Raw genomic sequence first — 25,521 nt, 5'->3', positions numbered from 1 at the left:
TCCCGATGTTTTTAGTGAGCCAAGCATGCGAAATTTACGACCAAACAGAATAAGGGAACAACAGCTTCCTGCTGAATTAAAAAAATGGTTGTATGCCTCAGGTTCACTCACTCAACAACTGACAGATTTGGCAGATGGCGAGTTTCATGTTGAACGCATTAATGAACAGTACCAACGTTTAACGTTTGCAGATAGTCGATGGATGAAGATGCCATACCATCACCTTGCATGGGTACGAGAAACCAATTTATATGGTTGTGAAGAACAACCATGGGTAAAAGCTAAAAGTATATTTCCAATTCTAAGTCTGCAAAAAAAAGCCCGTTTGTTTCAACATATTGGTAATAAGCCGATTGGCTGGTTTTTATTTCAGCGAACTAATCCAGCTTGCGAACGACGTGTGATTCGCTTGGAAGAGGGCTGGACACGACAAAGTTGCTATACTTGGCATGGCTGCAAATTTATTGTGCAAGAAACATTTCTGCCAGCATTTGAACAGTTTATTCGTCAGCATTGACTCTAAGGAATCAGCATGGAAACAGTGCAACACACCACATGGCGACAACGTCTGCAAGCCTATTATTATCTCTGTCGTTTTGATAAGCCGATTGGTACGGAATTGGTGTTCTGGCCCACCATGTGGGCGTTGTGGATTGCATCTAAAGGTATTCCTGATTTAAAAATCCTGCTGGTAATGACGCTGGGCGTGATTTTTATGCGTGCGGCAGGCTGTGCCATCAATGACTTTGCCGACCGTAAAGTGGATGCGCATGTAGAACGAACGAAAACCCGTCCTTTAGCAACAGGGATTATTCGTGCCCGTGAGGCAGTTTTTGTATTTTTGGGTTTGGTTGTGGCCAGTGCCTGTCTGTTGTTGTTCTTGCCTTTAGAGACTTTTTACTGGTCATTTGGCGCATTGTTTTTGGCGTTTATCTATCCTTTTATGAAGCGCTATACCCATTTACCTCAGGTATTTCTGGGTGCTGCATTCTCATGGTCAATTCCCATGGCCTATACCGCAGTGGGGCAAACACCTGATTTAACCTGCTGGTTGTTATATTTTGGCAATTTGGCGTGGACAGTAGCCTATGATACTCAATATGCGATTACTGATCGTGAATATGACTTGAAAATTGGGGTGAAATCGACTGCCATCCTGTTTGGCCGTTACGATATCCAGATTATTGCTTTGTTACAGGCAATCAGTCTTGGATTAATTGGGACGGCATTCTATCTGGAAAATATTCTGATTCCTTTTGGGCTGATTGCATTGCTTGTGGTTGCGGCAGATTTTATTTATCAGGCGTTCAAAACAAAAGGTCGGAACCCTCAAATCTGTTTTTGGGCATTCCGTCACAATCGTTGGGTTGGAATGATTATTTTTATCGGAATTTTTTTAGAATTCATAAGCTGAAATAATGAATTAATAGAAAAGTGTCCTATGCAGGGCACTTTTTTTATGTATTAATAGAATGGCATGTAGCGTCATGTATAAAAAAGACAAGGACTAAAAGGATATTTTATGAAACGGTCTAATATTACTTTAGCAATTTCTACGTTAACAGCTTCATTATTTTTAACTGCATGTAATAATGGCGGTGGTAGTGGCAGCGATAATAATTCACAACCCTCTACACCATCCTCTTATGTTTCAGAAACAGCGTATGTGAATGAAGCAGACACTTTGAAAGAAGTACCTCAAGCTGATTCAGTTAAAGTCATTAAATATAAAATGCCAAATGTCTTGGGTAAGACTGTTGAAACCTCAGCACTTGTCTATTTCCCAACGATTGCTCCACCTAAAGATGGTTATCGGGTGATTGTGTGGACGCATGGCACATTAGGCGGAGCTGACAAATGTGCACCAACTAATGCAGGATTGGGTGATCGATTCAATGACTATATTGCCAAGGATCTATTGGGGCAGGGTTATGTAATCGTGGCGCCTGACTATGAGGGATTGGGAGGAGAAGGTGAACATCCTTACCTGAACCTGCCGAGCGAGGCTAAATCTGCAATCTATGCAGTAAAAGCAGCTAAAGAGCATTATGGCACCAAGCTGAATGGTGCATGGATGTCTGTAGGTCAGTCACAAGGTGGACAGGCTTCACTGGGCGTTGCTGAATATGCCAATGCAGATGCAAGCTATAAAGGTGCGGTTGCTGGTGCGCCAGCATCAAGCTTAGGGAAAATTATTCTTGAGGTTGCACCTGATGCGATTAAAGGTTTACCAAAATCTGTTCAGATTGAAACCTATGCAACTTTATTAGCCTATACTGCTTTGGCTGGTGTGGGAATTACAGCCTATGAACCAAATTTCGATTACAAGAAGATGTTTGGTACTACCAAAGCTGGGGAGATTGCTGACTTAGCAAAAACTGAATGTCTGGATGAAATTCAGGATGAATACAGCAAGGAGATTCAGGCTTTTGTGGCCGCGAACCCAGACAAAAATGATCTGATGAAAGATTATCCAGGAATTAATCGGGAAGAATTCGAAACAGATGAGGTTGTGAAGAAGTTCCTCAGCGACTATAGCCAGCCAACAACGAAAAAATTGAATAAACCAATTCTAATCGTTCAAGGGGTTTATGACACCAATGTACCTTATACTGTGACTTATGATCTGTACGATAAAATGTCAAAAGCAGGTACAAATGTCAGTATGATTCCAGTGCCAATTGCACCAAGTGCGAGTGCTCCTGTGGTGAATGGTTCTCATACAGGTGCAATTCTTTATGCGACACAAACTGGTCAGTTAAGGGACTTTGTTAAACTTTATATGCCCGCTCAATGATCCAATAAACTATAGACAAAGAGTCTCTTTATAGAGGCTCTTTTTTGTTATATTGTTGCACTCCTTGAATCCTGCAACTTAAGTTGGAATAATCCATGAGTGAAAAAACTGTTGAAAAAAAGCCGATACCTTGGTTGTTGATGGGGTTGGGTTTGGCAATTCCAATTTTTATTGTAGGTATGGCATTTCTTGCTGCAAAGAGTGATGCGGAAACCAAGAAAAAATATGACCAGCAACATGCTGAAATCGCCAAGAAATTCGAAGAGCAGAAAAAGGCTGAGCAAGCTGCAAAAACTGAGCAGTAATTTTACGCATCATTAAATCAGCGAATATCCATCTGTAACTGTTTAATGGATGGAATTTGCGTATAGCGTTGTACCCGATAACCTGCCTCTTTCAGCATACGGTCACGTTTCTGGTCTTCAAGTTCCTTTCCAATATGGCTTGGATCATCAAGCTCAACCACCGCAATAACCCGCATTTCCTGATCTAAAATAACAAAGTCTGTGACCTTGCGATTGAATTTACTACGGATATTGTAATGCTCACTTGTGATCAGTGCACTAAAGGCAACCTGGGCCAATATATGGTAATGGGGAAATGCCTGTTTTAATCGCAGGAACATTTGTGATTCAAATGCGGTAATGACAGGGCGGGGAAAGAATTTTTGTTTGGGAAAGAAAGAGCGCAGGCAACTGAGTAAAAGTAAAACTGTGCTGATACAGCCAATCAGTACAAAAATGAATTGATTCGATGCAAACATATTCTGATTAAATTACCCGCAAGAAAAAACCCACTCAAAAAGAGTGGGTTTTTAGAATCTTGGCTCTCCCACCTGGGCTCGAACCAGGGACCTGCGGATTAACAGTCCGTCGCTCTACCGACTGAGCTATGGGAGAATCTGAGTGCCATTATAGGCGGCTTTTGAAATCGGTCAAGTTAAAAATGTCATGTTTCTTTCATTTTGATGTCGTATGCTTTTTATTTGCACAATTAAGGTGAAATAGCATAAATGTCTTGAACTTTAATCAGGTGATTGCTAGAGTCAAGACAGAAAGAACGTTTGGATATTGATCTAAACAGTGTGGATTTAACCCAACTTGCCAGCACTAAAATGGCTAAATCGGAGGTCAAAATGACGACTCTTTGTATTCAATCTATTTTCTCAAATCTTTTCTTTTATCAACAAAATTATCTCCAGATTATTCAGAATCCTGAACAATATTACACAGCAGTTGAAAATGCATTTGTTAACACTTTTCCTTTTAGGCAACAGCCTTTGTTTTTAGGAGACTTGTTGCAGCTATGGTTTGGACATAAATGGAAAATTCAGAACCCAAACAATTTGCTTGTTCAAAAAAATACATTGAACGTAAATGAGAGCTCTCCTCTATATGTATTTCAACTAGGTGGAGAGTTATTCTTGGGTGCAAACACCGCATTGGCCTGGTCCGTTGCAGAGAACAAAATCGTGTCCATACAGGTAAAAAGTATTTGGCAATATGCAGTATTTAGCCATTTATGCCATCGGCCAAAAGTGTTTAAACAGAATCAGGCAATTGCTTAATTGCCTGTTTTCACACATTTACCTAACACGGTCTAATCCTATAATATGACCAGGATTAAATGATGTTTGTTCAGTATTTTATGATTTTATAAGATGATGAACTTGCTAAATACACAGTTTGTTCTATTCTATCTAAAAATTCATTTATAACTATTTTGAACAAAAGGTAAATCTATAATGAAAGGGCAATGTGTTTGTGGTGAGACCACCTTTGAGGTTGAATTAAAGAATCATGATGTACATGCATGCCATTGTTCAATCTGTCGTAGACAGACCAGTGGGGTGATTATGACCATTGATGTGGAGCAGGGCAGTTTAAAATTTTTAAAGCAGGAACATCTTTCAATTTATAATTCATCTGCTTGGGGCGAGCGTGGTTTCTGTAATGCTTGCGGCACAACTTTGTTTTGGCGAACCAAAGACCAAAGCTATTGCAATATCAACGCATTTTCATTGAATGAGCCGCCAAAGGATTTGCATTTTGATATGGAAATCTATATCGACTCCAAACCTGAATTCTATGCGTTCCAGAACTCAACCAAGAAATTAACTGAAGCAGATGTGGTTGCCTTATTTAATGGTGAATCTTCAAGCCAGAACTAAGATTTGGTTATTAAAAGCAGGATAGATATAAAAAAGAAGCTTCATTAAGAAGCTTCTTTTTAATTTACAGTATGATTATTTCGCTGCTTTTTCAGCTTCAATTGATGCGATCGCTGCATCTACACCATCAATTGAGTCAGCTGCTTTCTTGATACGTGCTAAAGCATCGACTAATACTTCATCAGCAGTTGCGTAAGAAATACGCATAAAACCACCTAAACCAAATGCATCGCCAGGAACAACCGCAACGCCAGTTTCTTCAAGTAACCACTCAGAGAATTCTGTACAAGACTTCATGCCTTTGGCACGAATCAATGGGCGGATGTTAGCGTAGGCATAGAATGCGCCATCAGCAGGTAGGCAAGAGATACCGTTGATTTCATTTAAGCCATTTACCACCAAGTCATGACGGCGTTTAAACGCTTCAATCATTGGTTGAAGAACATCCTGTGGACCATTCAATGCCGCTTCTGCCGCAACCTGTGAAATTGAAGTTGGGTTGGAAGTAGACTGAGACTGGATGTTCTTCATTGCGCCAATCAATTTTGCAGGACCTGCCGCATAACCAATACGCCAGCCTGTCATTGCATACGCTTTTGACACACCGTTAAGCACGATGGTACGGTCATATAAGTCTGGAGCAATTGTTGCGATGTTGTAGAACTCATCTTCCCAACGGATTGGTTCGTACATGTCGTCAGAAGCAATCAATACTTGCGGATGGCGACGAAGCACATCGGCCAAAGCTTCTAGCTCAGCCTTGGTGTAGATCATGCCTGTTGGATTCGATGGGCTGTTGAGTACCAACAAACGTGTATTTGGTGTGATTGCAGCTTCCAATTGTTCAGGGGTGATTTTGAAGCGTTGTTCTTCACCACATTTCACGATTACTGGTGTACCCTCAGCAATGATCACCATGTCTGGATAGCTTACCCAGAATGGTGCAGGGATGATGACTTCATCACCTTTGTTTAACAAGGCCAGTGCCAGGTTAAAGAAGCTTTGCTTGCCGCCACAAGACACCAAAATCTGGTTTGCTTGATAATCTAAATTATTGTCACGTTTTAATTTTGCAATAATTGCTTTCTTTAAGCTTGGAGTACCGTCTACCGCTGTATATTTTGTAAAGCCTTTCTTAATCGCTTCAATTGCAGCATCTTTGATGTGTTGAGGGGTATCAAAGTCTGGTTCGCCTGCACCTAAACCAATCACGTTTTTACCAGCAGCTTTAAGCTCGGCGGCCTTGTTTGTTACTGCAAGTGTAGGGGACGGTTTGATGGCATTGACACGATCAGAGAGACGTACGTCCACGGCATTATTCCTTCTTATGGGATTGAAAAATAAAAAGCAGGTTATCTTAGCTTAAATCAAGGTTATTGTGGTCAAAACTTGCCTTAATCGAATAAAAAGTTACCAAAATATAAGTTGTATGAATGCTTTGGTTTTTTACATATTTTATTTTTATAAAATTGACAAAAATCCATTACAATAGCGACTAGAAATTTAGATTTCGAGAGAATTTCAATGAGTACGCAACAACCAAAAGCCAAAAAAGCTTTGGTGAAATTACCATTCCCGATGCCATCTGCTCAAGATGATTCTGAGGACGTGGCGCATAATCAGGTTCGCCCAAAACCTGAGCAGTATGCAGACCGAACCTGGATGCCACCACGTGGAACTCGTCGTTCGATGGGGAAACGTTAGAAAAAAGCCAATCAGTGAATGATTGGCTTTTTTATTTTAATGGCGGTTTCGGTTGAGTGGATGTTGTATTTCCAGTTCGCCACGCCAAAGTTTAATAAAATCATATTCGTCAATATCGTAGAGTTCCATTAAGGCAATAATCACGCTGACAAAAATCATTGCACCTTCGGAATTACTTTGGAAATTGAAAATCTTTCCATTCAGTTTGCCTAAAATATCAGTGATTTCATGTTCACGGCCACGCCCATAGCGATCACGTGGATAAAGCTCTTCATTAAGAACAACAAGGGCAATTGCTTTTTCCGCAGCAGATAAATGGGTCTTACTTAAAGCTTCTTCAAAAGATTCATAGCCATGATTGAAGTAAAAAATCACTTCGTCATTAATAAAGGCATGTACTGTTTCAGCAGTTAAATTGGGAAATTGGGAAACCGCATCTTCTTCAATATATGGACGAAATGATTCAGGAAAAATAACATTGGAATGAATCCCCTTAAATAAGGGGGCAATTTCAGAGACTTTATAACCTGCAATACCACAACCGAGTGCCGTTAAAAAGTATTTCATCTTTGGATGGTTTTTGGCATAGATTTTAAAATCATCTACATAATGCTCAATTTGTGACAGCGGCATTTGTTGCAAATGCTCATTTAGCGTTGGAATGGCGAAAGTCTGTCCAGCCCAGCCACGTCCCACACCTTTGACTGCGGCAAAGTGTTGGGCTGCGACCCGTGCAGCACCACTGTCGTGTATGCCAGCTAAGTTACTGCCAAATACAAAAACAGTATCTTCGGGCAGTTCGGTGACAATGCTTTCATCATGGTATTGGTAAGACATATTGTTATCATTGAAATAGAGTATACATTCATGTTGCAGTTGATTAGGCTGATGGTCAAGTAAAATATATGAAATTCAATAACACAAAAGATTTTAAGAAATTGTTGATCAGATACTTTAAATTGAATGTATCTCACCCCATAAATAAAGATTAAATTTAGTGTAGGAATGAGCCTGTGAGCGAAAACCAACCTTTTGAGTTAGTCACCAACTACCAGCCAGCAGGTGATCAACCTCAGGCGATTGAGAAGCTTGTAAGTGGGATTGAACAGGGTTTTCGTAATCAGTTGCTGCTTGGGGTAACGGGTTCAGGTAAAACCTACACCATGGCCAATGTGATTGCCCAAACCCAGCGTCCCACCATTGTGATGGCGCATAACAAAACGCTTGCGGCACAGCTTTATGGTGAGTTTAAGGCTTTCTTCCCAAACAATGCGGTGGAGTATTTCGTTAGTTACTACGATTACTATCAGCCAGAAGCCTATGTACCCTCATCCGATACGTTTATTGAAAAAGATTCCGCCATCAATGACCACATTGACCAGATGCGGCTCTCTGCAACTCGGGCATTATTAGAACGTCGAGATGCCATCATTGTGGCTTCGGTTTCTGCCATTTATGGTTTGGGTGATCCAAATGCCTACATGCAGATGCTGTTGCATATTGTGCAGGGTGATCGGGTCAGCCGTGATGACATCATTCGCCGTCTGGTGGAAATGCAATATACCCGTAACGAGCTTGAGTTCCTGCGTGGTACATATCGTATCCGTGGTGAAATCATTGATATTTTCCCTGCTGAATCAGATCAGGATGCGATTCGGGTGGAATTGTTCGACGATGAGGTGGATTCAATCCGCTGGTTTGATCCGCTGACTGGAAAATTGGTACGTAAAGTGCCGCGTGTGACCATTTATCCAAAGAGCCACTATGTTACACCGAAAGACCATTTAACCCGTGCCATTGATACCATCAAGGATGAGTTAAAAGACCAACTAAAATTCTTCAAGGATCATGACAAGTTACTGGAAGCACAACGTATTGAACAGCGTACCCGTTATGATCTGGAAATGATGCAGCAGTTGGGTTATACCAATGGGATTGAAAACTACTCACGTCATTTGTCAGGTCGTACGGCAGGCGAAGCGCCACCCACCTTGTTTGATTATATTCCCGAAGATGCGTTGCTGATCATTGATGAATCGCATGTCACTGTTCCTCAGATTGGTGCGATGTATAAGGGAGACCGTTCCCGTAAAGAAAATCTGGTGAATTATGGTTTCCGTTTGCCAAGTGCCTTGGATAACCGTCCAATGCGCTTTGAGGAATGGGAACGGATTGTGCCGACCACAGTTTTTGTCAGTGCAACGCCAGCACGTTATGAATTGGAAAAATCGGAACAGATCGTCGAGCAGGTGGTACGTCCAACGGGGTTGATTGATCCTGAGATCGAGGTTCGTCCTGTGTTGACGCAGGTAGATGATGTCTTGTCTGAAATCAACATTCGTAAACAGTTGAATGAGCGTGTGCTTGTTACCACATTAACCAAACGTATGGCAGAGGATTTAACCTCATATCTGAAAGAGTATGGCATCAAGGTGGCATATTTACATTCAGATATTGATACCGTTGAACGGGTTAAGATTATCCATGAATTGCGTACAGGTGTGCATGATGTACTGGTCGGCATTAACCTGTTGCGTGAAGGTCTGGATATGCCAGAAGTGTCTTTGGTGGCAATTCTGGATGCGGACAAAGAGGGCTTTCTACGTTCTGAGCGTTCCCTGATCCAGACCATTGGACGTGCTGCCCGTAATGTGAAAGGTAAAGCAATTTTATATGCGGACCGCATCACTGACTCCATGCGTAAGGCAATGGATGAAACAGAACGCCGTCGTAATAAACAGATCGAGTTTAATGAATTACATGGGATTACCCCACGTAGTGCTGTTCGTCAGGTGATCAAGGAAATTGATACAGGTGAAGTGTTAAGTGATGATCAGGTTGATGAAAAAATTGTTGATCAACACAAGGCAATCAGTGCTGATGAACAGCATCTTTTATCTGATCCAAAACTGTTTGCGAAACACATTGGCAAGCTGGAAAAGGAAATGTTGAAAGCATCCAAGGAGCTACAGTTCGAGCAGGCTGCAAGACTCCGTGATGAGATTGTTCGTTTAAAGGCACACATGCTGCAATCTTGATTTTTAAGAGAAATCCTCAAAGGCGATACATATCGCAACAGAATTTGTTTATAAATTGGGCTATGTTACAGGACGAATGACCATTTATAACAAATTTCTGTTTTGAGGATTTCTCATGCCATTTATTAAAAGTTTCCCAAAGGCAAGTTGGCGTTTAGCAAAGATAGCAGTGGGCGGTGTAGTTTTAACGGGGTTGGCTGTAGGAACAATTGCCTATGCCCAGGCAAAACCTTTACCCACTGTTGAAAAAGTAGAACTCGATAAGTATTTGGGTGTTTGGTATGAGGTGGCCCGAAAACCAATGTTTTTTGAGCGTAAATGCGCATTTAACGTCACAGCAACCTATACGCTGAATGAAAATGGCAACATCGTGATTGACAATAAATGCGCTGATCAGGATGGTAATTTACAACAGTCCCTAGGTGAAGCCTTTGTGGTGAATGCGCCATTTAACAGTAAATTAAAAGTCAGTTTTTTACCTGAGGGTGTACGCTGGATTCCTGTCGGTCGTGGAGATTACTGGATTTTAAAACTGGATGAGGATTATCAGACGGTATTGGTGGGTGAACCACACCGTAAGTATTTATGGGTGCTTTCCCGTATTCCAAATCCGAAAAAAGAAATTATCCATGAATATTTAAATTATGCGAAATCATTGGGCTATGATATTCATGATGTGATTTACCCTGAACATCGTTAAATTAAGATATACTGATTTTGTTTAAACCATGCTTGCATGGTTTTTTTATTTTTATATAGTGGATAAATCACGTATTTTTACAGATTTTTCCAGTCGTAGAGGTTCAAAATGCTTAAAGGAATTGCTTATTCAGTTTTGGCCTCGGTAACGTTTGGTGTCTTGTATTTTTATACGCAGTTATTGGGTGCATTTGACAGTGAGCAGACCTTTGGCTGGCGAATAATCTCCACTTTGCCATTTCTGACTTTATTTATGTGGCTGAGTGGTGACTTAAGTCATATTCAGGCAATTTTTAAAAGAATTATCGCAAAGCCTGCTTTATTGCTAGTGTTAATGACTACCTCAGTACTGACCTCTGCACAGTTGTGGCTGTTTTTATGGGGACCGATGCATGGCCGTGGTTTACAGGTTTCACTTGGCTATTTCCTTTTGCCATTGGTGCTGGTGCTTGCAGGACGTTTTTTATATGGCGAGAAACTGTCTCGGTTTCAGTTTGTCGCTGTATTGTTGGCGGTCTTTGGGGTAGGGCATGAGATATGGCGTTTAGGACATATTGCTTGGGAAACAGCTCTGGTTGCGATTGGTTATACCGCTTATTTCGTGATTCGTAGAAAAATAAAAACAGATAATTTGGGCGGTTTCTGGTGGGATTTATTATTAATACTCCCTATTGCGATTTTCTTTACCCAAACTGGCAATACACCTTATTTAAAATTTCTGGAGCAGCCAAGTCTGGTTCTGGTTGTCATGGGCTTGGGTGTTTTAAGTGCGATAGGCTTGGGAAGTTATATCTTGGCCAGTCGCTATTTACCTCTTATCATTTTTGGCCTGTTGGGCTATTTGGAACCTGTGCTTTTAGCGCTGGCATCATTGATGATGGGTGAGGAAATTGGTACAGAAGAGTGGCTGACCTATATTCCAATCTGGTTGGCAGTCTTGGTTTTGGTGCTTGAAGGTGTGGTGCATGTGTATCAGCAAAGACAGCGAAAAGAGCAACTGCAACTGAACTTAAAGCATTATCCAAAACGCCTGAATGTGGATGAAAAAGAATAAAATCGTGGTTTTATCTGCCTTATAAACCAAAACGATCAGGAAAACTGTTATGAGGCTGGATTAAATCATCGCTATTATGATGATTGAAAAAGAATTTTACCTAAAATCACAAAAATAATTATAGGTATTTTATGAATTTATAGTCAATTGGGACAAAATCTTAGCTCAAATAGCAGCTTTTGATTCAATATTGATGATAATTCTATTACAATTATGGCGTTTTAAAATTCACGCCCAGTATATATAAATTAGAGGACGTCACTGTGAGCAAAGACACTATCGTTGCCCTACACGCAGAACACCAAGGTCGTTGGAAAAACCGTGAAGAAATCGCGGAACGTATGATTACTTTAATTGGTCAATTATACCGTGAGAAAAATATTGTTGTTTCTGTTTACGGCCGTTCTTTAATTAACCGTTCAGTGATTCAGATTTTAAAAACACACCGCCGTACACGTATGGTTGATGTTGAGCTTTCAGTTGTAAACACGTTCCCAATTCTCGAAGCGTTGATGAAAGTTGAAAACATCGGTTCTGCTGAAGTTGATATCGGTAAACTTGCTGTTGAATACAAAAACCAGGGTGGTGATGTAGACGCTTTTGTTGCAAATGCTGTTGCACCAATCCAGGGTAATGCGACTTCTGAACAGCCTAAAGATGTTGTTCTTTACGGTTTTGGCCGTATTGGGCGTATTCTGGCACGTTTGATCATCAGTCAATCAGGCTTGGGTCGTGGTTTAAGCCTTAAGGCAATCGTTGTGCGTAAATCATCTGATGGTGACTTGGCGAAACGTGCTTCTTTGTTGCGTCGTGACTCTATTCACGGTACTTTTGATGGTACGATCTCTGTTGATGAAGAAAATGAAGCAATCATTGCAAATGGTAACTTCATTAAAGTTATTTATGCTTCAAGCCCAAGCGAAGTGGATTACACCGCTTATGGTATTGAAAATGCGCTTCTTATCGATAACACGGGTAAATGGCGCGATGCAGAAGGTCTGAGCCAACACTTGAAATGTGCAGGTATTGCGCGTGTAGTCTTGACTGCACCAAGTAAAGGTGAGATGAAGAACGTTGTATATGGCGTAAACAACACTGATATCCTGGATGAAGACAAAATCATCTCTGCTGCAAGCTGTACAACCAACGCAATTACACCTGTACTAAAAGTGTTGGATGACAAATACAAAGTATTAAATGGTCATGTTGAAACAGTTCACTCGTTCACAAACGACCAGAACCTGATTGATAACTACCACAAGGCTGACCGTCGTGGTCGTGCTGCAACATTGAACATGGTAATCACTGAAACTGGTGCTGCAAAAGCGGTTGCCAAGGCATTACCAGGCCTTAAAGGCAAGTTGACGGGTAACTCAGTACGTGTTCCTACACCAAACGTTTCACTTGCAATCTTGAACTTAAACCTAGAGAAAGAAGTTGATCGTGAAGAAGTGAACGAATACATTCGTCAAATCTCAATCAACTCTAGTCTACAAGGTCAAATCGGTTATACCAACTCAACTGAGGTTGTATCAAGCGACTTTATCGGTTCGCGTACTGCTGGTGTGTTTGACGCACAGGCAACAATCACTTCAGGTACACGTTTAACTGCTTATGTTTGGTACGATAACGAAGTGGGTTATAGCTGTCAGGTATTGCGTATTGCTGAACAAATGTGCGGCGTAAGCTATGCAAAAATTCCTGCTCAAACAAATGCATAATTTGTTTTAGCTTTAAAAATGGAAGCCATCGGGCTTCCATTTTTTTATGGATGCTCTAAAGTATAATGAATCATTCAAACCTAGAATAAATACAAAGATGTACATCATTCCACAGCTTTATCGTACCCATAACTTATGGGGAATTTTTTTTATCAGTTTTGTATTTATCTCTTTTGTTTGGTATATCTTTCAATATATTTATTTCCAGCATACAGGAGATTTTTATTGGATCACAAGAAATAATAGTGTGACTCGTTTAGTTAAAAGTGAGTATTTTATCTTTTTATTTGCATTGGATAGTCTTGTATTTATGATGCTATTTTTATGCAAAGCTCAATATTTTGTGAAAATAGGAAGATGGTTAGGAATTATGACATTTCCTATATTTCTGTATTATTTATGGCATATAGGTGGAATGCCGCTATATTTACTTAACATTATAATTGTGAGTTTTTGTATGGCTCGTGATTGAAATTTTTATGAAATTATCTTTCTACTTCTAATAGATTTAAATAATAGAAGATCTGAGCACATTGAAATCCTGACTGTACAGAACCTATGCTGATAAAAACATTAAAATAAAAGAAAATAGTAACAAGGGAAGATGGTTGGTTAGGAATACTTCATTGTTGCAGTTCAGACGTTTATTCACGGTATTTGCCTTAATTGTGGTGGCCAACTTGTGTGGCGTATATATTGCGATGTGGGTGTTTAAGCATTTTAATATTTATATTCCATTGAAGAATCAGGATGTTGCGATTGATTTACAAGAGCCTCTACAGGTAAGGGTAAAAGTTCAGGATGCCTTAAATGTAGATGTGAATGGGCGTGTGGATGCACAAATCCCCATCAATGAGCAACTCAATGTTCCCTTAACCCAGACACTGACTCCACGTGTTTATTTTGATAATTTAGTCCCGATTAGCACGACCATTCCTGTTAAGGAAACCATTAAGGTCAACCAGAACTTGCCGATTGATACCAAGGTTCAGGTGAAGATTTTGGGTAAGGATGTCACTTTGCCCTTAAAAGGTTCGATTCCTTTACAGCTTGATGTACCGATTGATATTCAGGTTCCTCTACAGCAAAAGGTACATTTAAAGTTTGATGCGCCTGTTCGTACCGTCCTGAAAGAAAATCTAAATATTCCATTAAAAGCCCAGCTCAATGCCAATATTCCCATTCAGGGAAAGTTGAATGTACCCATTACCTCTGAACTAAACGCTTCTGTTGATGTAAAAAATACCTTACCAGTCAAGATTGCTCAGGGTGAGTTGAAGATTCCTCTGTCAACGATGTATTTAAATCGTGTAAAAACTGAACCTGTAGATGAGCCAGCAACTCCACAAGACTTGAAAATAGGTGAGTAATGGACATCACCAAATCATTTAAAAGTTTGCTGATCAGTTTTGTTATTTTAACCACATTGGTTGCGATTCTATCCTGGTTCTACATCAATATTCAGGCATCGTTGATTGTTTCTGCACAGCAGGCGGATATTCGTTTGCCACAATCACTTTCGACCAAAATTCAGGTGGGTGACCATTTGCAGGTCAAGTCAGAGGGAAAACTCAATACAACCCTCGATATTAACCGTACTCTGCAACTGCCTTTAACGGGAAAATATCTGGCAGACCTGAGTTTTGAGGTTGAAACACCCATTACCGTGGATATTAATTATGAAACCTTGTTAAAAGTGGATGAGGTGATGCCGATTGAAACCAGCACTGACCTGATTTATCAAAATAAACTATTGCCCAAGTTTCCCCTAAAACTCAATGTTCCAGTCAAGCTGGATATTCCATTTCAGTTGAAGCGGAGCTATACCGTTCCTGTAAAAATTGTATTTGATGGTCCCGTTTATTTTGCTTTTGATGAGTCGGTCAATCTACCTGTAAAGCATCAGTTTAAACCCAGTTTTTATATGAATGATGCCATCAATATGAACAATATCTCCTCGTTTAATGCCACCATGTTTAACTCGATTCAGCAAACCAAAGCCAATCTGGATATGCAAATGGATTTGCCATTAAGGAATGTGCATCCATAACGCAATGAAATAACGCTTTTTTAAAGCCAGAAACGTATTTGCTGATTTTTATATTCGAGAAATTTATTAAAATGTGGCAAAATAGTCCGCTTTTAAGATTTTAGAGGATTGGCACATGCGCTTTGTTGATGAAGCAGTCATAACCGTAGAGGCTGGCGACGGTGGCAATGGCGTAGCCAGTTTTCGCCGTGAAAAATTTGTCCCTTTTGGTGGTCCCGATGGCGGTGATGGGGGACGTGGTGGAAGTATCTATATTCAGGCCGATGATGATACTGGTACGCTGGTTGATTACCGTTATACCCGTCGATTCCGTGCGGAACGTGGTAAGAATGGCGCTGGTGCGAACTGTTCAGGTCGTGGTGGTGAGGACGTTATCCTAAAAGTACCTGTGGGTACAACCATCGTGGATACTGAATCTGGCGACATTATTGGCGACTTGGTCAAGGATGGTCAGCGTGTAAAAGTGGCACATGGCGGTGATGGCGGTTTAGGTAACACACACTTTAAATCATCGACCAACCGTTCACCACGTAAATGCACGCATGGTATCAAGGGCGAATATCGTGAAGTACGTTTAGAGTTAAAAGTGCTTGCAGATGTTGGTCTACTGGGCATGCCAAATGCAGGTAAATCCACGTTTATTCGTGCAGTCAGTGCGGCCAAGCCAAAAGTGGCAGACTATCCATTTACCACCATGGTACCTAATCTGGGTGTGGTGGATGCGGATCGTCACCGTTCATTCGTGATGGCGGATATTCCAGGGTTGATCGAAGGAGCGGCAGAGGGCGCAGGTCTAGGGATTCGCTTCCTTAAACACTTGGCGCGTACCCGTATCCTGTTGCATATTGTGGATGTCCAGCCGATTGATGGTTCTGACCCTGCACACAATGCCAGAGCAATTCTAGGCGAGTTGAAAAAATTCTCTCCAACCTTGGCAAAACTTCCACTGGTTCTAGTGTTGAACAAGCTTGACCAGATTGCTGAAGAGTCAAGGGATGAATGGTGCCAGCACATTCTGGATGAATTGCAGTGGACAGGTCCAGTATTCAAGACATCTGGCCTTATGTCAGAAGGCACCAAAGAAGTTGTGTATTACCTTATGGATCAAATTGAGCAACAGCGTGAACGTGAAGTTGAAGATCCTGAGTATGCAGCAGAAGTTAAAGCATTCCGTGAGCAGCTTGAGGCTGAAACACGTGAACAAACCATCGCGGCAAAAGAAGCTTATCGTGCCATGCGTAAGGCCCAGCGTGAAGCGGGTCTGGAAGACGATGAAGATGATTTTGAGGATGATGAGGATGAAGGCGGCGTAGAAAGCATTTACGTACGCGACTAGTGAACCGAGGAAAAAATGATAGAAGTGGTCGATGGGCAACGTCAGCTCAATGCGTGTAAACGAATCGTTGTTAAAATCGGATCATCTTTACTCACTGCAAATGGGCAAGGTCTAGATTTAAATGCAATTTCGCACTGGGCGAAACAGATTGCAGATCTACACAATGCTGGACATGAAATCATACTCGTGTCCTCAGGTGCAGTGGCTGAAGGGATGGTGCGCATGAAGCTTGCGACTCGACCCACCGATCTACCCAGTTTGCAGGCCTGTGCCGCCATTGGTCAAATGGGCTTGATTCATACATGGTCAAGCGTACTGGATCAGCATGGTATTCAAACCGCACAGGTTCTACTCACGCATGATGATCTCGCTGATCGCCGCCGTTACCTCAATTCCTGTGATGCCTTGCAAAACCTGATTGACTGGCGCGTGATTCCTGTCATCAATGAAAATGACACGGTTTCAACTGATGAAATCCGTTTTGGTGACAATGATACCCTGGCTGCAATGGTGGCGGGACAGGTTCAGGCGGAACTATTGATTATCCTAACGGATCAGCAGGGCATGTTCGACTCTGACCCTCGCAGCAACCCAAATGCCAAACTGTTCTCTGCGGTTCGGGCACTGGATGATAGTCTGTTTGAAATGGCAGGCGGTGGCGGTGTGCTGGGTCGTGGTGGTATGGTGACCAAGGTGCGTGCCGCACGTCTTGCTGCAAGATCAGGTTGTCCAACCCTGATTGCCAGTGGTGAAAGTGAAAATGTGCTTGCTCGCCTGATGGCGGGCGAGATGCTGGGAACATTGTTTACCACAGACAATGACCGTGTTACGGCGCATCAGCAATGGTTGGCGGCGCATTTACAAACAGCAGGTCGTTTAGTGATTGATGATGGTGCGGTTGAAGCGATTAAACTTAAGCATCGTAGTTTGTTGCCAGTGGGCGTGAAAGCGATTGAAGGTCATTTTGATCGTGGTGACGTGGTTGAGTGTGTTGATAAACATGGTGGTCGTATTGCAGTGGGACGTGTGAATTTTAGCTCCCGTTCAGCCGAAATGATCAAGGGTTTATCTTCCGAAAAAGTCTATCAGGTTCTGGGTGAGGCGCGTTCTTTGGAAATGATTCACCGTGACCATATGGCGATTTACTAATTTAATGTATATAAAACAGCTCGCTTAAGGCGAGCTTTTTTATATCTGTTTTACATTTTGCCAAAGCATCACTTCTTTTTGCTTTAATTCAGGCAAGGGATTTTCTGTCCCCATCATATAGGCAAAATCGGCGAGTGAGAGCATATCCAAATCTTCCTCACTGTTTCCGTAAGCATAGACAAACCCATAATCAGCCAGATTATATTTTTGCAAAATACGGAGTTTCTTTTGCTCACAGCTACAGTCTTCGGAACTGTAATGACCTGTAAGCAGGCCATTCTTAATTTCTGTTGCTGTACAGATTAATTCAATATTCAGAAATTTACAGATTGGCACAAGATAAAGATCAACCGAAGCCGAAACCAGCACAATGTGATCACCCTGTTGTTGGTGCAGGCGAAGTTGTTGCAATAGGTTCTGATCTAAATTTTGAATAAGTTGTTGTGCATATTCCTGTGCCAGATTTTGTACAAAATCTGCTGCAATGCCCTTAAACATGCTTTGAAACAAGCGAGGTCGCATCGCATGGGCAGGGTATAGCTTTAAATAATAGGCTTGAATCCACGGTAGGATTTTCAAACCTTTTTTTACGATATGTCGTTTTGAAAGCGTATAAAAAATAAATCCAGTAAAACTGTCCTTGGGATAAAGTGTCCCATCAAAATCAAATAAGGCAAGATTTAAAGTTTTATGTGTTTCGCTCTTTGCATGCATGTTTCATATCGTCCATTTACACGGCTTGCGAACCAATTGGTGTTGTAGTCACGACTGAGTTTGGGACCTGAAATCACCACCTGCGGCATGACTGCATAAACTGGTTCTTTATGAGTTTTGTTCTGGTAAAGCTTTTGTACCGCTAAATAGGTTTGGGTATCCTCAAATTTTTTCTCTTTTTCTTTTTTTAAGTCAGTACGAATCTGGCGTGGTGTCACCAGAATGTTATTTTGTGCAAAAATTGCAATAAGCTCTTTCTCTGTCTGGCTTTGGGTTGCCCTGATATCACCATTCTTGGTATAGAGCAGCAAGTCGCCATCCAGACTGATTTCAGTTTTGGTCATTGCATTCAGCATACTCTGAAAAGCCGCATTTCGACTGGAATACATGCCTGAGTTATAGTCTGCGAAACGATAGATAGCCTTGTCATAATCGGCAGGGTATTCCATTAAACGGTGAATACCATAATATAGACCGCCGTATTGGGTATAAAGATCATTGCGTAGTTCAGCGATATTGCCGCTTTGGCGTTTATGTTCTTTGGCATAGTTGATATGAACCTGCATGGAACCCAATGTGGTAATTGGATTCATCTTTTCACCAATATCCTGACCCACCAGTTTTGCAGCACCTGTTAATGCACTGACATGGTAATGTTTGGACATATAGTCAAAAATTTCACGATAGAGTAAATCCAGCTCGCGTTCGGTTTTGACCTTACGCATTTGGCTCATGTAATTGTTTTCTGGTGAGGGCTGGTTTTTCAGCACATCTTCAAAATACTCCGCCACTGTTCCACCAATGGTTTCACCCAGTTTGGCCTCAAACTTTTCCTTTAAACGGCTGTTAATTTCCTGTACCGCTTTTTCACCCAGTCCAGGCACGGCAGGGTCGGCAACAAAGTTCGATTCCTGATCAACCACAGCGACCACACTACACACATTCTGCTTGGTTTTCGGAATACTGAGTTCCTGCATAATGTCGAAAATATCTTGTGCCCAGGACTGTCGGTCATTCACACGCGCTGGAATGACTTTCTTAATCTGCTCTGCTTCCATTTCAGGTTCTTTGCCATTCGACCACCATGCATTGTCACCGCAGGCACTGAGACTGATGCAGGCTGCAATGATGCTAAAGGTTTTAAATAAAGGACGAGCTGGGAACGATTTGTTCATAATCAGGACAACACCGCATAAAAAGATGAGTCAAATGGGCGAATGAAGTATACTATGTTGATCAGAATTTGTAAGAAAATATATGTATATTGGCTCATACCAGCTGTCAAATAATTTGATTGTTGCCCCTATGGCAGGTGGGATAGATATTTTAATAATAATTATATATAACAACTATTTAATGTTTATCGTGTGGTGCATGGTGCAAATATGGTGCAGCCACACGATATTTAATTCAATAACTTACAAATTTAGCCATGCATTGCCGCCCAATCCTTTTTAGCCTTTTCCTGTTCTGATTGCAACCATAAAACCACATCAGATAAGTTGACATAAAAAGGGGATTTTGACCCGTCGCTTTTAAATGCAGGGAAAGGTAAGTTGCATTTATTTGCCCGTTTATTTGCCTGCTCTAAAGTTAAGTGAGGCAAGTAGTCTGGTAGCAACTCTTCCAGTGAAACCACTGGCTTTTTGTACTTGAGCATCAATAAGAAACCAATATCGACTGGCTCATCAATTTTTTTTGCTGCACCCATCTTTTCACCCCTCCGCATCCGATTTTGCTTCATCAATAAACTGGATTGCTTCTTGTATGCTTATAAAGCTATCTAGCTTTTCACCACAGTTTTCATCGTTATAAACTGTATAAGCGAAAGTACTGCTTTCATCCATTTCGATATATAAGCCTTTGTACAAAACGCCAGTTGTATACTGTGAAACAAAGAGCTTTACATCAAAATATGCCATATCATAATCACTCATGATTTTCGCCCCTTGCTGCTTCAAAAACTTGCTCATTCTCTAAAATTATTGCCTCACACTCGCCTCTAGTTCCTACAAAAAAACGTGATCTAGACCTATCGATTGGGTTGCCATAATCCGCAGCCCAAGTACCATAAAGTTTCTCTGTTTTAATATTGGCTTGAATATGTTTGTTTATCTCCATGATATCGCCAAGATCAATACAATCACCCAAATTATCAAGATTATCGAGAGAATTGCAGAAATTCTCAGGTTCATTTGAGTCTTGCCAAAAGCAAGAAATTTGATCTTTCGGCACCACCATACACCCATTGAGCTTTGCTTCTGCGCATAGGGCAGAGGCTTGCCATACCTGCCATGCAACATTCATATCCCAAGACATATAACCACCACGATTGTTAAGGCACTGGCGTCTATCTATAAGGTTTTTGTATTTTTCAGCCATGCATGCTTCAAACGCTTCTCTTTCTTTTTGCAAATCCATCACGCCACCCCACTTACACGTTTAGGGCGTGCAAAAATTGCATATGCATCATCTTCGCTAAAGCCAATATCAATCAAGAAAAATCCATGAGGGGCAATTGGATCCCATTTAGAGATATCACAATCATCCATCATTGATTCCCAATCATCACTTGATACGCTAGATTCCATCCATAAAGTGACCGTTTCTACGTTGAAATGGTTTTTTAATTCGCACCATTCCTTATCTGAAATAAATTCTGCATCACCATCCAAACTGTTTAAATAATTTAAAAATTCAGGGTGAATCCAAGAGCCTGTCTCATCTCTTTTAATTTCCACAGGTGTTAATTGTTTAATATCCATCACGCCACCTCAATCTTTGCCAAGAAGCTATCAACCGTTTCATTCTCAAAAGATATAAAGCTATCTTCCAGAGTTGTTCCAAAAAATACATTCACGCCTTTGGATACACTCACATAATCATCAAAAGGCAGATCGTCACCTTGAGTTGGGATTCGCTCCCTTACAAAACGCTCAGTCACAGCGCAAATCAAATCAACATTCACAACTATGTTTTCAACTTTTATAAATCTAGCCATCACGCCACCTTCAAACTTTCTAAAAATTCTTTGCCACCGTTTAGATACTGCTTTAAGAAAATCTCGTATCGTTGCTTCATCGGCTTGTTCATTCGACCTGTGTAGTCCATTTCCAAGCGTTGTTTTGCATTGAAATACTGCACTGATATTTGTGTTCGCTTACCTTTAAATCCACCTTTAATCAGCCAATTTCAAAGCATGCGAGGATGTTTTTGCTCATGCTGCGACCCTCGCTTTGATACGCTCTTGATAAAGCTTTTCGTAATAAGCTTGAGCATGAGGAATCTTGTCTTTGATCTTCTGAATCATTGATTCATCACGCTCGATAACTACAGTCGTTTTGCGCTCTCGAATATCAATTGCTTCGACAAGATGAACCAACTGATCTATGTCATCCCAATCTTTTAAAAGCTCTGGTGGGCAAGGGAATAGCCAAAAATCAATGTTCGCCATCTCACAGTCATACAGCCACATATACGCTTGCATCTGCACGTCATAGCCTGCCTTTTTGACTTTCTCCATCGCTTCATCTTGGAAAAATGGATGTGTGCCAATATCCCAAGTGACCTTTGTGTCGATAATGAGTTTTCGCTCAAGATCAAGCACATCACACTCACCAGTGATTAACTCATTTTCAACACGTCCTACGTGTTTTTGGTAGTTGCGAAAGCGCATCTTGCCTGACATTTCAATCGCCAAATCTTCAAGCAAGTTACCTTTTTGCGTGTACTGGTTGCCAGTGAATGAGCGAAAGCCGTATAAGTCCTCTTTCACGATGTCACGGATAGCTGATTTTGCTGTGTCGCTGATGACAGCCGCTTTAGAGCGACCATCACCAATAAGTTTGTGTAGGGATGAACAGCGAAATAGTTTCATGACTCACCCCTTGTAAACACTAAAACGTAAAGATTCTTTGCAGTTTTCCGCTTGATCTTTTAAAGCATCAAAAATCTTTTGAGCCGTTTCAACATCACCACACACAATATTGAACGGAATATCAAAACAGTGCCATTTTCCTTTCTGAATATTGCTTGCTGTGGCTTGATGATTCTCCTGCATGAAGCTCACAATATCTTCTGGAAACTCAATACCAAGTCTTGCTTGAATCTCTGAAACACTTAAATTTCCAAGACTAATTTCCATCACTGAGCCTCCACCGCAACACGCTGAGCATCTGTCAAAGCGTACCCATCTAAGATATAAGCCTTATCAATTGCATTAGCGTTTAACTGCTCTAGTGCTGCATTAAACTCATCGTCATTCAGTGTTGGTTTTGGTGCTTCCAAGTCTGCAATTGATTCTTGATGGTCGATGTATTCAAACTCGTCTTTATCCACATCACGAATGATTGCCTGGTCTGCCATTTGTGCTTTTTGCATATCAATCGAAAGTGGCGCTTGTTTTGATAAAAGAAGTTTTAAAACAGTCTTTATTGCCATCAAATCAAAGTTTTCATGCCAAACACTTGATCCTTTCTTACCTTCATTAATTTGTCCTTGAGCGTATTTGAATGACTGGCTGTACTTGCCTGCATGTTTCAACACATCTGCTTTACTCATATAAAGTTCAGCTGTAAAACCATTTAGCAGTTTAAAGAATGCAACGTAGCCAATTGCTTCACCTTTGTTTTCAACTGTCCAGTCAAACTCATAGCCAAGTAGAGGATTAGCTGAAACTAATTGACCCTCATAAACAGGAGTAGCAGCAATACGTGAAAACTGTCCTGAACGCTGAGCTAATTGAATAAAGCCCTTGTAGCCCATTTGAAATTGAGCTTCATTACTTTCCTTCCACTGGTTTCCTTCTTTCCATTTGCGCTTGTAAGGCACAATGTATGCAAAACCTAAATTGCTATTGATTGGTAAATCCAAAGTCGCAGCCATCATTGCAGCATTTACAACAGTTGCAGGTACGGCATTTTTCAAGTGAGGTTGATTAGCAACTTGCATCACTGATGCCAAAAAGCCTTGCGCTTTCTTCCCTAAGATTTCTTCAAACTTTTGACGAATCTTTGAATCACTAACATATGCCTTGATTGACTTAAGATTATGTTCAGCAATTTGATTTTCTGATTTTACTGGTGCATTCATCTCTATTCTCCGAGCAAATATCTGCACAATTTTCTTACTTTTTGAATAAATTGCGCAGATTTGTTCTCATTAGTCTGCTATATTTAAAAGCTGTTCTGTTTTTTGTGCTTCAATCGCATTCACTTTTTCCATCCAGTAGCGATATTCTTCACGATTGATTTGATCGAATTGGTATGCGTACTCAACCGCACCCTCCAAAAGATCAGGGTGTTTGATTGAGATATGGGTAAAGAAGTCTTTAGGAGTCATCCCTTAATCCCCCTAAATGCTGCTACAACTTGTTTGACCTTTTCTTCTGAATCCCATGCTCCGAATTGATGTTCATTTTCATCTTCATCGAAATAAAATTCTGTATAGCCGCACGGGATAATAGGAGCCAATCTATACGCCTTTTCACCCTCTTTCGGCTCAAAAGGCGCTGGAATCTCTAGCTCAAGCTTTATGGTGCGGGGTTTTATGCGGAACTTCCAAGTTGTATCTTTATTCAAAAACACACCAAGGTTGTACTGATCCCAAAAATGGTCAGTGATCGTTGTCCATCGGTCTTTAACTGGGTCTTTAGCACATGAGTATTGAACTGTGCATGTGTGAACCATGGCTAACGCATCAGCCCCACTGATTAAGCCTTGTTCTTCCGATTTATTGATTGGTTTTAGGTTATTTACATCTACCTGTTTTTCAATCCACTCTGACCCATCAAAGAAGAAAACAGCATCATTTTCAGCTACGAAATATTCACTTCCGCTTCTTCCAACATGCGTCGCATCACTCACATCATTACGATGCAAAATGACTAGGTCTTGCAATTCAGCAATACATAGTTCTTTGTGATGATGAGTTACATCATAACGATCTAGGCATAGGTCGCCATCTTCAAAACATGAATACCAGCAGCTACATGTCCATTCCATTTGAGTTTGACACTTTGTGTCAGCCCAGACATAACCGAGGGCAAAAAAGTATTCCTGAGCTTCTTTGCTTTCCGATTCGTTGTTCACTTTGATTTTGTAGTTATTCATCTCAAACTCCCATCACAGCAGGGCAGATAAATCTATATAAAACAATCAGAAATGCCACAAATAAAACCATTACAAAAAACATAAAAACAGTGAAGTCGTTATGTGGGTTCATAGGGTTTCTCCCTTTGGTGGAGCAGGGAGTGGCATCCAGTGGGTGACTTCTTCATCAATAAAATAAGATAGGTATTCATCGGTTACTGGAGAGACATTTGCATACCACCCCTCAGGAAGAAACCAATCGTCCTTTTCTTCGCAGTAATCACCAAACTCACCATCAGCGCCATCTGTTTCAGTAAACTTTGGCACATATCGCGCAACAATTTGATTTGCATAATTCGAAGTCGTCTTTACCAAAACAAATTTATATGAATGTTTAGGCAGTTGGTCTTCAACACTAATCCAGTTCATTCTTCTTCTCCGAAGCGCTTAAATGCGCTCTCTTAGTTCTTGTTCAATTAAGTCCTTGATCTCTACGACATCAGGATGACCAATGTAGGCTTGGATTTCTCCATCCTCATCAAAGACGTGAATGTCTTTGATTTCTTTTACTTCAACATCACGCCAGTTGTGGCCTACACCGTTGCCGTCATTGAAGTAATCAGCATCGAATTGAACTTCAATTGCATATTCTTCGTTTGCAGTTAAAAGGATTGCTTGTTCTTTTTTAATGTTGATTTCATCAACAACAAAAGGAGCCATTACATAGACTGGTTCAGTCGGTTGCTTTGGCAATGATGCATAAACCGTTAATGCTGCACTTACCACACCCGCACCGATTGCCGATTTGACCAAATTGGTTTTTATGTTCATACTATTTTCCTCTTTGAGAGAAACCGCCTAGACTTCCAAACCTTGGGCGGTTTTTGTTTAAAGTTTGTGTAAAACATATTAAACAAAATGTTGAATATTGGTCAACTATTTTTTACACATTTTGTGTAAAATATTTTCAGTAGATGTAAAAAAACCGCCACTTAGGCGG

32 protein-coding genes and 1 tRNA gene are annotated in these 25,521 nt (G+C 40.9%); 15 read left to right on the top strand and 18 right to left on the bottom strand.

From position 1 onward, the window contains the following. Positions 1-25: 25 nt before the first annotated feature. From QLH32_RS04955 to QLH32_RS04940, 4 genes are all read left to right on the top strand, one after another. Entirely contained in the window at positions 26-517 is a 492-nt protein-coding gene (locus QLH32_RS04955) for a chorismate--pyruvate lyase family protein (RefSeq protein WP_279959209.1), read from the top strand. A 15-nt stretch (positions 518-532) separates the two neighbouring features. Further along, positions 533-1,414: a 4-hydroxybenzoate octaprenyltransferase gene (gene ubiA / locus QLH32_RS04950; RefSeq protein ID WP_283268436.1), complete on the top strand. Its 882-nt coding sequence runs from the start codon at positions 533-535 to the stop codon at positions 1,412-1,414. A gap of 108 nt (positions 1,415-1,522) precedes the next feature. Further along, positions 1,523-2,797, top strand: coding sequence for an alpha/beta hydrolase family protein (locus QLH32_RS04945; RefSeq protein WP_283268434.1), 1,275 nt, complete (start codon positions 1,523-1,525; stop codon positions 2,795-2,797). 95 nt (positions 2,798-2,892) lie between these two features. Beyond that, a complete protein-coding gene (locus tag QLH32_RS04940; protein ID WP_283268433.1) occupies positions 2,893-3,102 on the top strand; it encodes a hypothetical protein in 210 nt (69 codons plus the stop codon). A 17-nt stretch (positions 3,103-3,119) separates the two neighbouring features. Here QLH32_RS04940 and QLH32_RS04935 read toward each other — a convergent pair whose 3' ends face one another. After that, positions 3,120-3,560 carry a DUF2726 domain-containing protein gene (locus tag QLH32_RS04935; protein WP_283268431.1) on the bottom strand — a complete coding sequence of 147 codons (441 nt, stop codon included), beginning with the start codon at positions 3,558-3,560 and terminating at the stop codon, positions 3,120-3,122. 60 nt (positions 3,561-3,620) lie between these two features. Then, positions 3,621-3,696: transfer RNA gene (locus tag QLH32_RS04930), tRNA-Asn, on the bottom strand. A 236-nt stretch (positions 3,697-3,932) separates the two neighbouring features. Here QLH32_RS04930 and QLH32_RS04925 point away from each other — a divergent pair. Next, entirely contained in the window at positions 3,933-4,364 is a 432-nt protein-coding gene (locus QLH32_RS04925; protein WP_279959310.1) for a hypothetical protein, read from the top strand. A 177-nt stretch (positions 4,365-4,541) separates the two neighbouring features. Beyond that, on the top strand, positions 4,542-4,967 hold the full coding sequence (locus tag QLH32_RS04920; RefSeq protein ID WP_283268429.1) for a GFA family protein: 426 nt from the start codon (positions 4,542-4,544) through the stop codon (positions 4,965-4,967). 75 nt (positions 4,968-5,042) lie between these two features. Here the strand turns inward: QLH32_RS04920 and QLH32_RS04915 are convergent, their stop codons facing one another. Next, the gene (locus QLH32_RS04915) at positions 5,043-6,278 is read right to left on the bottom strand and encodes a pyridoxal phosphate-dependent aminotransferase (RefSeq protein WP_283268428.1); all 1,236 of its coding nucleotides are present in this window, start codon (positions 6,276-6,278) and stop codon (positions 5,043-5,045) included. Between the two features lie 213 nt (positions 6,279-6,491). Here QLH32_RS04915 and QLH32_RS04910 point away from each other — a divergent pair, with 213 nt between their 5' ends. After that, entirely contained in the window at positions 6,492-6,671 is a 180-nt protein-coding gene (locus tag QLH32_RS04910) for a hypothetical protein (RefSeq protein ID WP_004678032.1), read from the top strand. A 36-nt stretch (positions 6,672-6,707) separates the two neighbouring features. On the opposite strand, the gene QLH32_RS04905 is transcribed toward QLH32_RS04910, so the two are convergent. After that, positions 6,708-7,508 carry an A1S_2505 family phage non-structural protein gene (locus tag QLH32_RS04905; RefSeq protein ID WP_283268426.1) on the bottom strand — a complete coding sequence of 267 codons (801 nt, stop codon included), beginning with the start codon at positions 7,506-7,508 and terminating at the stop codon, positions 6,708-6,710. 176 nt (positions 7,509-7,684) lie between these two features. Between QLH32_RS04905 and uvrB the strand changes: the two genes are divergently transcribed. From uvrB to proB, 8 genes are all read left to right on the top strand, one after another. Beyond that, on the top strand, positions 7,685-9,709 hold the full coding sequence (gene uvrB, locus QLH32_RS04900; RefSeq protein WP_283268425.1) for an excinuclease ABC subunit UvrB: 2,025 nt from the start codon (positions 7,685-7,687) through the stop codon (positions 9,707-9,709). Between the two features lie 115 nt (positions 9,710-9,824). Further along, complete coding sequence (locus QLH32_RS04895; protein ID WP_283268424.1) at positions 9,825-10,409, top strand: lipocalin family protein; 585 nt, start codon at positions 9,825-9,827, stop codon at positions 10,407-10,409. Between the two features lie 108 nt (positions 10,410-10,517). Further along, on the top strand, positions 10,518-11,462 hold the full coding sequence (gene rarD / locus QLH32_RS04890; RefSeq protein ID WP_283268422.1) for an EamA family transporter RarD: 945 nt from the start codon (positions 10,518-10,520) through the stop codon (positions 11,460-11,462). Positions 11,463-11,725: 263 nt separating this feature from the next. Next, on the top strand, positions 11,726-13,183 hold the full coding sequence (locus tag QLH32_RS04885) for a glyceraldehyde-3-phosphate dehydrogenase (RefSeq protein ID WP_279959200.1): 1,458 nt from the start codon (positions 11,726-11,728) through the stop codon (positions 13,181-13,183). A 626-nt stretch (positions 13,184-13,809) separates the two neighbouring features. Then, a complete protein-coding gene (locus QLH32_RS04880) occupies positions 13,810-14,553 on the top strand; it encodes an MFS transporter (RefSeq protein ID WP_283268421.1) in 744 nt (247 codons plus the stop codon). Then, positions 14,553-15,233, top strand: coding sequence for a hypothetical protein (locus QLH32_RS04875; protein WP_283268419.1), 681 nt, complete (start codon positions 14,553-14,555; stop codon positions 15,231-15,233). Before QLH32_RS04880 ends, QLH32_RS04875 begins: the two co-directional genes overlap by 1 nt. A gap of 115 nt (positions 15,234-15,348) precedes the next feature. Further along, positions 15,349-16,569 (top strand): Obg family GTPase CgtA, encoded by a 1,221-nt coding sequence (cgtA, locus tag QLH32_RS04870; protein ID WP_283268417.1) that lies wholly within the window; start codon positions 15,349-15,351, stop codon positions 16,567-16,569. A gap of 15 nt (positions 16,570-16,584) precedes the next feature. Beyond that, positions 16,585-17,718, top strand: coding sequence for a glutamate 5-kinase (proB, locus tag QLH32_RS04865; RefSeq protein WP_283268416.1), 1,134 nt, complete (start codon positions 16,585-16,587; stop codon positions 17,716-17,718). Between the two features lie 39 nt (positions 17,719-17,757). Here proB and QLH32_RS04860 read toward each other — a convergent pair whose 3' ends face one another. The 14 genes from QLH32_RS04860 to QLH32_RS04795 all read right to left on the bottom strand — a co-directional run bounded on the left by QLH32_RS04860 (position 17,758) and on the right by QLH32_RS04795 (position 25,352). After that, positions 17,758-18,432 carry an HAD-IB family hydrolase gene (locus QLH32_RS04860; protein WP_283268414.1) on the bottom strand — a complete coding sequence of 225 codons (675 nt, stop codon included), beginning with the start codon at positions 18,430-18,432 and terminating at the stop codon, positions 17,758-17,760. After that, the gene (locus QLH32_RS04855) at positions 18,399-19,607 is read right to left on the bottom strand and encodes a DUF1615 domain-containing protein (RefSeq protein WP_283268412.1); all 1,209 of its coding nucleotides are present in this window, start codon (positions 19,605-19,607) and stop codon (positions 18,399-18,401) included. The genes QLH32_RS04860 and QLH32_RS04855 overlap by 34 nt, the downstream gene beginning before the upstream one ends. A 251-nt stretch (positions 19,608-19,858) precedes the next feature. Beyond that, positions 19,859-20,143: a pyocin activator PrtN family protein gene (locus tag QLH32_RS04850; RefSeq protein WP_283268411.1), complete on the bottom strand. Its 285-nt coding sequence runs from the start codon at positions 20,141-20,143 to the stop codon at positions 19,859-19,861. A gap of 4 nt (positions 20,144-20,147) precedes the next feature. Continuing rightward, complete coding sequence (locus QLH32_RS04845; protein WP_283268409.1) at positions 20,148-20,369, bottom strand: hypothetical protein; 222 nt, start codon at positions 20,367-20,369, stop codon at positions 20,148-20,150. Further along, positions 20,362-20,853 carry a hypothetical protein gene (locus QLH32_RS04840; protein WP_283268408.1) on the bottom strand — a complete coding sequence of 164 codons (492 nt, stop codon included), beginning with the start codon at positions 20,851-20,853 and terminating at the stop codon, positions 20,362-20,364. The genes QLH32_RS04845 and QLH32_RS04840 overlap by 8 nt, the downstream gene beginning before the upstream one ends. Then, on the bottom strand, positions 20,853-21,197 hold the full coding sequence (locus tag QLH32_RS04835) for a hypothetical protein (RefSeq protein WP_283268406.1): 345 nt from the start codon (positions 21,195-21,197) through the stop codon (positions 20,853-20,855). Before QLH32_RS04835 ends, QLH32_RS04840 begins: the two co-directional genes overlap by 1 nt. Beyond that, positions 21,197-21,433, bottom strand: coding sequence for a hypothetical protein (locus QLH32_RS04830; protein WP_283268405.1), 237 nt, complete (start codon positions 21,431-21,433; stop codon positions 21,197-21,199). Before QLH32_RS04830 ends, QLH32_RS04835 begins: the two co-directional genes overlap by 1 nt. 216 nt (positions 21,434-21,649) lie before the next feature. Continuing rightward, a complete protein-coding gene (locus tag QLH32_RS04825; RefSeq protein ID WP_283268404.1) occupies positions 21,650-22,309 on the bottom strand; it encodes a hypothetical protein in 660 nt (219 codons plus the stop codon). 3 nt (positions 22,310-22,312) lie between these two features. Continuing rightward, positions 22,313-22,576 (bottom strand): hypothetical protein, encoded by a 264-nt coding sequence (locus tag QLH32_RS04820; RefSeq protein ID WP_283268403.1) that lies wholly within the window; start codon positions 22,574-22,576, stop codon positions 22,313-22,315. After that, positions 22,576-23,523: a recombinase RecT gene (locus tag QLH32_RS04815; protein WP_283268401.1), complete on the bottom strand. Its 948-nt coding sequence runs from the start codon at positions 23,521-23,523 to the stop codon at positions 22,576-22,578. The genes QLH32_RS04820 and QLH32_RS04815 overlap by 1 nt, the downstream gene beginning before the upstream one ends. Positions 23,524-23,592: 69 nt before the next feature. Further along, entirely contained in the window at positions 23,593-23,772 is a 180-nt protein-coding gene (locus tag QLH32_RS04810; RefSeq protein ID WP_283268400.1) for a hypothetical protein, read from the bottom strand. After that, positions 23,769-24,542 (bottom strand): hypothetical protein, encoded by a 774-nt coding sequence (locus QLH32_RS04805; RefSeq protein WP_283268399.1) that lies wholly within the window; start codon positions 24,540-24,542, stop codon positions 23,769-23,771. Before QLH32_RS04805 ends, QLH32_RS04810 begins: the two co-directional genes overlap by 4 nt. A gap of 108 nt (positions 24,543-24,650) precedes the next feature. Further along, complete coding sequence (locus QLH32_RS04800) at positions 24,651-24,950, bottom strand: DUF551 domain-containing protein (RefSeq protein ID WP_283268397.1); 300 nt, start codon at positions 24,948-24,950, stop codon at positions 24,651-24,653. A gap of 18 nt (positions 24,951-24,968) precedes the next feature. Further along, positions 24,969-25,352: a hypothetical protein gene (locus tag QLH32_RS04795; RefSeq protein ID WP_283268396.1), complete on the bottom strand. Its 384-nt coding sequence runs from the start codon at positions 25,350-25,352 to the stop codon at positions 24,969-24,971. Positions 25,353-25,521: the final 169 nt, after the last annotated feature.

The organism is Acinetobacter corruptisaponis (assembly GCF_030053775.1).
Lineage (GTDB): Bacteria > Pseudomonadota > Gammaproteobacteria > Pseudomonadales > Moraxellaceae > Acinetobacter > Acinetobacter corruptisaponis.
The sequence above is the reverse complement of the archived record's forward strand: the minus strand, read 5'-3'. Positions and strand labels throughout refer to the sequence as shown.

Excerpts from the sequence above, each read along its gene's own strand:
- QLH32_RS04940 (WP_283268433.1), top strand. The coding sequence starts at position 2,893 with ATGAGTGAAAAAACTGTTGAAAAAAAGCCGATACCTTGGTTGTTGATG.
- QLH32_RS04955 (WP_279959209.1), top strand. The coding sequence starts at position 26 with ATGCGAAATTTACGACCAAACAGAATAAGGGAACAACAGCTTCCTGCT.
- QLH32_RS04840 (WP_283268408.1), bottom strand. The coding sequence starts at position 20,853 with ATGGATTTGCAAAAAGAAAGAGAAGCGTTTGAAGCATGCATGGCTGAA.
- QLH32_RS04910 (WP_004678032.1), top strand. The coding sequence starts at position 6,492 with ATGAGTACGCAACAACCAAAAGCCAAAAAAGCTTTGGTGAAATTACCA.
- QLH32_RS04920 (WP_283268429.1), top strand. The coding sequence starts at position 4,542 with ATGAAAGGGCAATGTGTTTGTGGTGAGACCACCTTTGAGGTTGAATTA.
- QLH32_RS04800 (WP_283268397.1), bottom strand. The coding sequence starts at position 24,950 with ATGAACTGGATTAGTGTTGAAGACCAACTGCCTAAACATTCATATAAA.
- QLH32_RS04830 (WP_283268405.1), bottom strand. The coding sequence starts at position 21,433 with ATGGCTAGATTTATAAAAGTTGAAAACATAGTTGTGAATGTTGATTTG.
- QLH32_RS04805 (WP_283268399.1), bottom strand. The coding sequence starts at position 24,542 with ATGAATAACTACAAAATCAAAGTGAACAACGAATCGGAAAGCAAAGAA.
- QLH32_RS04845 (WP_283268409.1), bottom strand. The coding sequence starts at position 20,369 with ATGAGTGATTATGATATGGCATATTTTGATGTAAAGCTCTTTGTTTCA.
- QLH32_RS04820 (WP_283268403.1), bottom strand. The coding sequence starts at position 22,576 with ATGGAAATTAGTCTTGGAAATTTAAGTGTTTCAGAGATTCAAGCAAGA.
- QLH32_RS04835 (WP_283268406.1), bottom strand. The coding sequence starts at position 21,197 with ATGGATATTAAACAATTAACACCTGTGGAAATTAAAAGAGATGAGACA.
- QLH32_RS04810 (WP_283268400.1), bottom strand. The coding sequence starts at position 23,772 with ATGACTCCTAAAGACTTCTTTACCCATATCTCAATCAAACACCCTGAT.
- QLH32_RS04875 (WP_283268419.1), top strand. The coding sequence starts at position 14,553 with ATGGACATCACCAAATCATTTAAAAGTTTGCTGATCAGTTTTGTTATT.
- QLH32_RS04850 (WP_283268411.1), bottom strand. The coding sequence starts at position 20,143 with ATGGGTGCAGCAAAAAAAATTGATGAGCCAGTCGATATTGGTTTCTTA.
- QLH32_RS04945 (WP_283268434.1), top strand. The coding sequence starts at position 1,523 with ATGAAACGGTCTAATATTACTTTAGCAATTTCTACGTTAACAGCTTCA.
- QLH32_RS04825 (WP_283268404.1), bottom strand. The coding sequence starts at position 22,309 with ATGAAACTATTTCGCTGTTCATCCCTACACAAACTTATTGGTGATGGT.
- QLH32_RS04795 (WP_283268396.1), bottom strand. The coding sequence starts at position 25,352 with ATGAACATAAAAACCAATTTGGTCAAATCGGCAATCGGTGCGGGTGTG.
- QLH32_RS04905 (WP_283268426.1), bottom strand. The coding sequence starts at position 7,508 with ATGTCTTACCAATACCATGATGAAAGCATTGTCACCGAACTGCCCGAA.
- QLH32_RS04815 (WP_283268401.1), bottom strand. The coding sequence starts at position 23,523 with ATGAATGCACCAGTAAAATCAGAAAATCAAATTGCTGAACATAATCTT.
- rarD (WP_283268422.1), top strand. The coding sequence starts at position 10,518 with ATGCTTAAAGGAATTGCTTATTCAGTTTTGGCCTCGGTAACGTTTGGT.
- QLH32_RS04935 (WP_283268431.1), bottom strand. The coding sequence starts at position 3,560 with ATGTTTGCATCGAATCAATTCATTTTTGTACTGATTGGCTGTATCAGC.
- cgtA (WP_283268417.1), top strand. The coding sequence starts at position 15,349 with ATGCGCTTTGTTGATGAAGCAGTCATAACCGTAGAGGCTGGCGACGGT.
- QLH32_RS04895 (WP_283268424.1), top strand. The coding sequence starts at position 9,825 with ATGCCATTTATTAAAAGTTTCCCAAAGGCAAGTTGGCGTTTAGCAAAG.
- ubiA (WP_283268436.1), top strand. The coding sequence starts at position 533 with ATGGAAACAGTGCAACACACCACATGGCGACAACGTCTGCAAGCCTAT.
- proB (WP_283268416.1), top strand. The coding sequence starts at position 16,585 with ATGATAGAAGTGGTCGATGGGCAACGTCAGCTCAATGCGTGTAAACGA.
- QLH32_RS04855 (WP_283268412.1), bottom strand. The coding sequence starts at position 19,607 with ATGAACAAATCGTTCCCAGCTCGTCCTTTATTTAAAACCTTTAGCATC.
- QLH32_RS04925 (WP_279959310.1), top strand. The coding sequence starts at position 3,933 with ATGACGACTCTTTGTATTCAATCTATTTTCTCAAATCTTTTCTTTTAT.
- QLH32_RS04860 (WP_283268414.1), bottom strand. The coding sequence starts at position 18,432 with ATGCATGCAAAGAGCGAAACACATAAAACTTTAAATCTTGCCTTATTT.